Raw genomic sequence first — 6,899 nt, 5'->3', positions numbered from 1 at the left:
CCACCCCCGTCATCTCCAACACCACCGGCCAACCCCTCACCCCCCACCAACTCAACCCCACCTACTGGACCCAACACCTCACCAACACCGTCCACTACCACCACACCATCACCCACCTCCACACCCACAACACCACCACCTACCTCGAACTCGGACCCGACGACACGCTTTGCGCGATGGCGTCGATGTGCATCGCCGACGAAGCCGGAACGCACGCATTCATCCCGACGATGCAGCGCAGACGCCCCGAGGTCTCGGCCTTGCTCGGCGCATTCGGCCACCTCCACGTCCGCGGAATCGCAGTGGACTGGTCCGCGCAGCACCCGGACGCCGACCCGCACTGCACCGATCTGCCGACGTACGCCTTCCAGGAGAAGAGTTACTGGCTGCACGCTCCCCGACTCGTCGCAGGGCCCGAAACAGGCGCGGACGCCGCCGACGCCGACGACGTCGCAGAGAGCGAAGAAGACTGCGAGCCGGACAGCGAGTTCCTGCGCAGCCTCGCCGAGGCCACCGTCCCGGAAGGCGAAAAGCTCGTGCTGCGGTTGGTCCTGGAGCACGCCGCCCAAGTACTCGGCCACGAATCGGCCGAGGAGATGGACCCCGAGTCCAGCTTCCTCGAACTCGGATTCTCCTCCTTCACCGCGCTGGAGCTGAACAACCGGATCGTCGCCCGAACCGGGTTCCAGATCCCGGCCGCCGCGGTCTTCGACCACCCCACGCCGCTGGCGCTCGCACGCTACCTGCGCGCCGAGCTCGCCCAGTCCGAACCGACCGCGCTGGAACCGGCCGGCTGACCACGGGCCGACGCACGAGCCGACCCGGGACACCCCGGCCCCCGTCGATCACAGACCTCTGAAACACCGCGCGACCACGCAGGTACCGACCACGCGCGGGCCGACGACGCACATCCAAGGAGCCGCACATGAACGACACGGTCATCATCGCCGGAGCGAGCACCACCGGCTTGATGCTCGCCTGTGAACTGGGCCTGAGGGGGGTGCGCGCCATCGTCCTGGAAGCGGCGGCGGGCCCGCGCCGCGACACCCCGGCGGCCGCCATCAACACCACCTCGGTCGAACTGCTCGAACAGCGCGGCCTCATGGAAGGCATGTACGAGGACTCCCTGCCGATCGGGGTCGCACACTACGCGCTGCTGTGGCTGGACGCCTCCGTGATGAACGGCAGGAACAACGTCCTGCTCAACCAGGCACGGCTCAACCGGGAACTGCTGGAACGGGCCGGGGAACTCGGCGTCGACGTGCGCTTCGGACACCGCGTCACCGCGTTGAGGCAGAGCGAGGACGAAGTCACCGTCACGGTCACGGTCGAAGCGGACGGGACGCCGGTCGAGGTCGCCGGCGGATACCTCGTGGGCTGCGACGGCGCGGACAGCGCGGTGCGGTCGCTGGCCGGAATCGACTTCCCCGGCGAGGATTCGCCGTTCTACGGAATCTACGGCGACCTCACCGTGAGCATCGGCGAGCTCGAACCGGGCCTGCTCGGCGCGTTCCACTACCCCGACGGCGGGGTCTTCATGGGGGCCCCGCTCGGTCCGGACACGCTGCGCGTGGTCACCGCCGAGTGGGCCGCGACCCCGCCGGCCGGCGAGGTCACCGCGCAGGAGGCGTTCGACCACATCAAGCGCCTGACGGGCTTCGAGCTGACCGGCGCGCAAGCCGACTGGCTGGCTCGCTACCCCGACACGGTCCGCAACGCCGCTCAGTACCGCGACGGCCGCGTCTTCCTCGCCGGGGACGCCGCGCACATGTTCTTCCCGCTGGGCGGCCAGCGGATGAACACCTGCATGCAGGACGCCGTGAACCTCGGCTGGAAGCTCGCGGCCGCCATCGAGGGCTGGGCCCCGGCCGGCCTGCTGGACACCTACCACGGCGAGCGCCACCCGGTGGGCGCGCGGGCGTGCCGCAACCTCGCCGCGCAGACCGCGCTGATGCCGATGACCGGCGGGATCGGCGAACTGCGCGAGATGCTGACCGAACTGATCACCAAGGACCAGGTCAACCGATACCTGCTGGACTTCGTCACCGGCCTGGACGTCCGCTACCCGATGCCGGCGCGGGAGACCGGGCAGGAGGCCGACGCGCCGCCGCACGGCGAACCGCACGCCCTGCTCGGCGCGCGCCTCGGCCCGCTGGCGATCAAGACCGACGAAGGCGAGAGCAACGCCCTGATCCCGCTGCGTGGCGGTCACGGCGTCCTGTTCGACTTCTCCGGCGCGACACAGCGGCTGCCCGACGTGAGCGGCTGGTCCGACCGGGTCGACGTGGTGGCGGCGCAGCCGCTGGAGCCCATCGACGCCGCCGCGGTGCTGGTGCGGCCCGACGGCCACGCGGCCTGGGTCGACGCCACCGGCGGGGACGCCGCCGGCCTGCTGGCCGCGCTGCGGGCGTGGTTCGGCGCGTCCACGGCGTGAGCGCGGCGCGGACACGGGTTGAGTCGTGGCGTCCGGGAGCCGGTCGCCGCCACCGCAGGGCGGGACGGCGCGTCCCGCCCGTGACGCACGACGCTGAAAAGGAGGTTCCACGATGACCGAGTTCAACGGCGTTGCGGCCGCCGAGGCGACGATCCTGGCGGTGCTGGAGGGCGGGCCGGGCGACCTGCCGCAGTCGGTGCGCACCGGCCGCGTTCCGGCGCACGAGAAGAAGATCAAGGTAGCGCACTACGGCGGGTACGAGCACTTCGTGCGGATCGCGGACCCGGATCCGGCTGAGAGTCCGAACCCGGCCGCCGCGGTCCCGGTGGTCTTCCGCTGGACCGCCCGCACCAAGATGGCCGAATGAGGGCCCTGGCGCTTTAGGCCGTGCCAGGCGGCACGCAAGCCGCCGCGGAAACACTGATTGCACGTCGAGACAAGGGAGGTCACTGATGAGTGTGCAAGGCCAGTGGAAACTGCTCGTGAACACGCCGATGGGCGACCAGCGCTTCACCGCCGTCCTGCACGACGAGGACGGCATCGTCACCGGCACGATGACGAACGACGCCAACGGGCTGACCGCGGAGGTCTTCGACGGCCACAGCTCCGGAGACGCGCTCGAGTTCAAGATGAACCTCAAGCAGATGAGGATGACGCTGGCCTTCGCCGTGTCCGTCGCGGGCGACGAACTCGAGGGCAAGGTCAAGGCGGGCATGTTCGGGAAGTTCAAGGTGCGCGGCGAGCGGGCGGCGGCCTAGCCAATCCGTCCGCAGCACGCAGCACGGCAGCACGCAGCACGGCAGCACGCAGCACGGCAGCACGCAGCACGCGGCACCCAATACGCAGGGGGCGGCGCCCGGTGCGCGGCGACGGCCTCGCGAAGGCGCCGATCTCCCACGCCACCCGACGCCACCCCGGTTTTCCGCCCGGCCGCGCACGAGATTCCCAGGGCCGGACCGGGGCGAGTAGGGGTTCGACCGGCACACAGACATCAGTACGCTCCGAATCAGCGCATTGCGCGTTAATGACGAAACGGCTGATGCCTGAATCAGGGATGACAAATGCTTGCAGCGGAAAGGAAAGCGACCGCGGACAACGCACGACGCGATGAACCGGATCCCGCCGCGCGCCAGAGCCCGCAGGGCGCGCTCGACTACGAGGTCCTCGGGCCCCTGCGCGTCACCGGCCCGGCCGGCACTTCATCAGTGACCTCGCGCAAGGCCGAGACGCTGCTCGGGCTGCTGCTCATCCGCGCCGAACAACTGGTCACCACGGACCAGCTGATCGGTGAGCTGTGGGGGGACTTCCCTCCGGGCAGAGCCATCGCCAGCGTGCACGTGTACATCTCCCAGCTGCGCAAGTTGCTGCGTCAGGCGGGCACCGCCGGCGATCCGATCCTCACCAGGCCCACCGGATACCTCCTGCGGATCGACGGCGACCGCCTCGACGTGCACGCATTCGCACACCAGTCGCGTCTCGGCCGCGCCTGCGCGAAGGAACACCGCTATGAACAGGCCGCGACCAGCTTCAACTCCGCGCTCGCGCTGTGGCGCGGCCCGCTGCTCGGGGGCACCCCCGGCGGGCCGGTCATCAGCGGCTACGCCACCTGGCTCGACGAGACCAGAGCCGAGTGCCTCGAACGCCTCATCGACGCGGAACTGGTTCTCGGCCGGCACCGCGAGGCGGTCGGACGGCTCTACTCGCTCGCCGCCGAGTACCCGACCCGCGAGGCGTTTCACAGACAACTGATGCTCGCGTTGTACCGCTGCGGCCGGCAGGCCGACGCGCTGAAGGCATTCCAGACGGTGCGCTCCACGCTCCACGACGAGCTGGGCCTCGAACCAGGGATCGAACTACAGCGGATCCAGCTGGCCATACTCAAGGCCGATCCGCTGTTGCACGAACCGATGGCCACCTGCTGAAGCCGCCCCGCCGAACACCGTCGCATCCTGATACGCCCGTGCGCGGGCGCCCCGCCGATGCGGTGTCCACCTGCGGCTTCTCCTCCCCGGCCGTCCAACCGCGACGGATTGACGGCGACATCCGGGTGCAACTATCTTTTGGTAGTGTCTCCCACTTGGTAGCTACTGACGAAAGATATCGGATGTCATCATGACGCAGAATGCGCAAGCCGACGTCGCATCCGCCTCGCGGCAGCCGGACGGCTCCGCCGGCAGGTGGTGGGCGATGGCCGCGATCTCCGTGAGCGTGCTGGTCGTCGGGCTCGACCTGACCGTGCTCAGCCTGGCGCTGCCCACGATCGCCGCCAGGCTGCACGCGGGCACCGGCGACCTGCAGTGGATCACCGACTCCTACAGCCTGGTGATCGCCGCGCTGATCCTGCCCGCCGGGCTGCTCGGCGACCGGTACGGGCGCAAGAGGATGCTGCTCGCCGCGCTGGCGATCTTCGTCGCCAGCTCCGTGTGGTGCGCCTACTCGACCAGCACCGGGGAACTGATCGCCGCACGGGCCGCGCTCGGCATCGGCGCCGCCGCCGTCTTCCCGATGGCGCTGTCGGTGATCCCGGTGATGTTCGGCGAGCATGAGCGGCAGAAGGCGCTGACGCTGATGGCCGGCGCGGTCTTCGTCAGCTACCCGATCGGGCCGATCCTCGGCGGCTTCCTGCTCAACCACTTCTGGTGGGGTTCGGTCTTCCTGATCAACGTCCCGATCGTGGCGATCGCGCTGGCCGCCGTCACGTTCCTGCTGCCCGAGTCGCGGGCGGACAAGCGCCCCAGCCTGGACGTGGCGGGCATCGCGATCTCCAGCGCGGGGCTGGCCGCACTCACCTTCGGGTTCATCAGGTCCGGTCAGAACGGCTGGTCCGACACCGCCGCGGTGACGACGATGGCGGCCGGCGCGGTGGTGCTCGCGCTGTTCGTGGCCTGGGAGCGGCTGGTCGCGCGCCGCACCGGCGGCCAGTCGCTGGTGGACCTGCCGCTGTTCGGCATCGCCGGCTTCCGTTGGGGCACGATCCTGATGACGCTGGTCTCCTTCGCCATGTTCGGCCTCATGTTCGCCGCGCCGCTGTACTTCCAGGAGGTGCGCGCAGCGACCCCGCTCGGCAGCGGGATCCGGCTGCTGCCGATGATCGGCGGCATGGTGGTCGGCATGGTGGCGGGCAGCCGCCTCAGCGACGCACCCAAGGGCCCGGACGGCAGGCCGGGCCGGCCGAAGGTCAGCGCGAGGGCGGCCACGGGGACCGGTTTCGCGGCGATGGCCGTCGGCCTGGCGATGGGCGCTCTCACCGGGATCGGGTCCTCGACCGGCTACGCCGCCGCCTGGATCGCGGTGACCGGCTTCGGCCTGGGCCTGGCGATGCCGCCCGCGATGAACGCCGCGGTCGGCCCGCTCTCCGAGGAGCGCAGCGGCGCCGGCTCCGCACTGATCTCCGCGGTGCGCCAGGTCGGCGCGACGATCGGAGTCGCCGTGCTCGGTACAGTGATCAGTAACGGTTACCGCAGCCGGCTCTCGCTGACCGGGCTGCCCGAGCAGGTCGCCTCCGCAGCACGCGGCGGCGTCTCCGGCGGTGTCGCGGTGGCACACAAGCTGAACTCGGCGACGCTGCTGGGCGAGGTGCGAACGGCGTTCATCCACGGCATGGATGTCATGCTGTGGACGTGCGCCGGGATCGCCGTCGCCGGCGCACTCATGGCGCTGGCCTTCCTGCCGCGGCGCGCCGGGCTCGACACGGCCGCCGAAACGCCGCAGGATGCGCCGCGGGAGCCGGCCGACCCGGGCGCACCGGCGTCCTCGGCGAGAAGGACGATCTGACAGGACGTGACGGGATGCAACAGGATCGCCTGCGGGAACGCAAGAAGGCGCGGACGCGCGCCGCGATCAGGGACAACGCGCTGCGGCTGTTTCGCGAGCAGGGCTACCACGCCACGACCGTGGAACAGATCGCCGCGGCCGCCGAGGTCTCGCCGTCCACGTTCTTCCGCTACTTCCCGACCAAGGAGGACGTGGTCCTCGGGGACGACTTCGACGAGCGGATGTTCGGCGCGTTCGAGCGGCAGCCACCGGACCTGACGCCGGTCGCCGCGATCCGGGCCGCGATCCGTGAGGCCATCGCGGCGTACGACCCCCAGGAATGGGCGCGGTTCCGCGAGATGTCGGCGTTCGCGATGTCCGTGTCCGAGGTGCGCGCCCGCAGCCTGGACGAACTGGCCCGCACGATCGACGCGATGGCCGAGGCGGTGGCGAAGCGTACCGGCCGGGCGTCGGGCGACCTGGCCGTGCGGGCCTACGCCGGCGCCGTGTTGGGCGTCGTGCTCTCGGTCCTGACACCCGATCTGGGCGACGCCGCCGTGGACGACCAGCTGTATCAGCGCATCGACGAAGCTCTCGCGCTGCTGGAGTCCGGTCTGCCGCTGTGACGGCGAGCGCGGTGGCCGGGTGACGGCGGGAAACCGGCGTCACCCGGCCACCGGTCGGGGGCGACACGGGGGCGACACGGGGGCGA

Annotated in this window: 7 protein-coding genes; all 7 read left to right on the top strand. The window is 70.5% G+C overall.

What is annotated here, in order from left to right:
* Nucleotides 1-797 (top strand): phosphopantetheine-binding protein (locus tag KGA66_RS27365; protein ID WP_211472195.1); only part of this gene is annotated, 797 nt, incomplete at its 5' end.
* A gap of 128 nt (nt 798-925) precedes the next feature.
* The gene (locus KGA66_RS27360) at nt 926-2,434 is read left to right on the top strand and encodes an FAD-dependent monooxygenase (protein WP_211472193.1); all 1,509 of its coding nucleotides are present in this window, start codon (nt 926-928) and stop codon (nt 2,432-2,434) included.
* 112 nt (nt 2,435-2,546) lie between these two features.
* Nucleotides 2,547-2,801: a DUF5988 family protein gene (locus KGA66_RS27355; protein WP_211472191.1), complete on the top strand. Its 255-nt coding sequence runs from the start codon at nt 2,547-2,549 to the stop codon at nt 2,799-2,801.
* 85 nt (nt 2,802-2,886) lie between these two features.
* Nucleotides 2,887-3,192, top strand: coding sequence for a hypothetical protein (locus tag KGA66_RS27350; RefSeq protein ID WP_211472189.1), 306 nt, complete (start codon nt 2,887-2,889; stop codon nt 3,190-3,192).
* A 303-nt stretch (nt 3,193-3,495) separates the two neighbouring features.
* Nucleotides 3,496-4,356 carry an AfsR/SARP family transcriptional regulator gene (locus KGA66_RS27345; RefSeq protein ID WP_211472187.1) on the top strand — a complete coding sequence of 287 codons (861 nt, stop codon included), beginning with the start codon at nt 3,496-3,498 and terminating at the stop codon, nt 4,354-4,356.
* A gap of 190 nt (nt 4,357-4,546) precedes the next feature.
* Nucleotides 4,547-6,208 (top strand): MFS transporter, encoded by a 1,662-nt coding sequence (locus tag KGA66_RS27340; RefSeq protein WP_211472185.1) that lies wholly within the window; start codon nt 4,547-4,549, stop codon nt 6,206-6,208.
* A gap of 14 nt (nt 6,209-6,222) precedes the next feature.
* On the top strand, nt 6,223-6,813 hold the full coding sequence (locus KGA66_RS27335) for an acyl-CoA-like ligand-binding transcription factor (RefSeq protein WP_211472183.1): 591 nt from the start codon (nt 6,223-6,225) through the stop codon (nt 6,811-6,813).
* The last annotated feature ends 86 nt before the right edge of the window (nt 6,814-6,899 follow it).

This window comes from Actinocrinis puniceicyclus, assembly GCF_018283645.1.
GTDB lineage: Bacteria > Actinomycetota > Actinomycetes > Streptomycetales > Catenulisporaceae > Actinocrinis > Actinocrinis puniceicyclus.
Note: the sequence above shows the minus strand (reverse complement) of the source record. Positions and strands in the feature narration are given on the sequence as shown.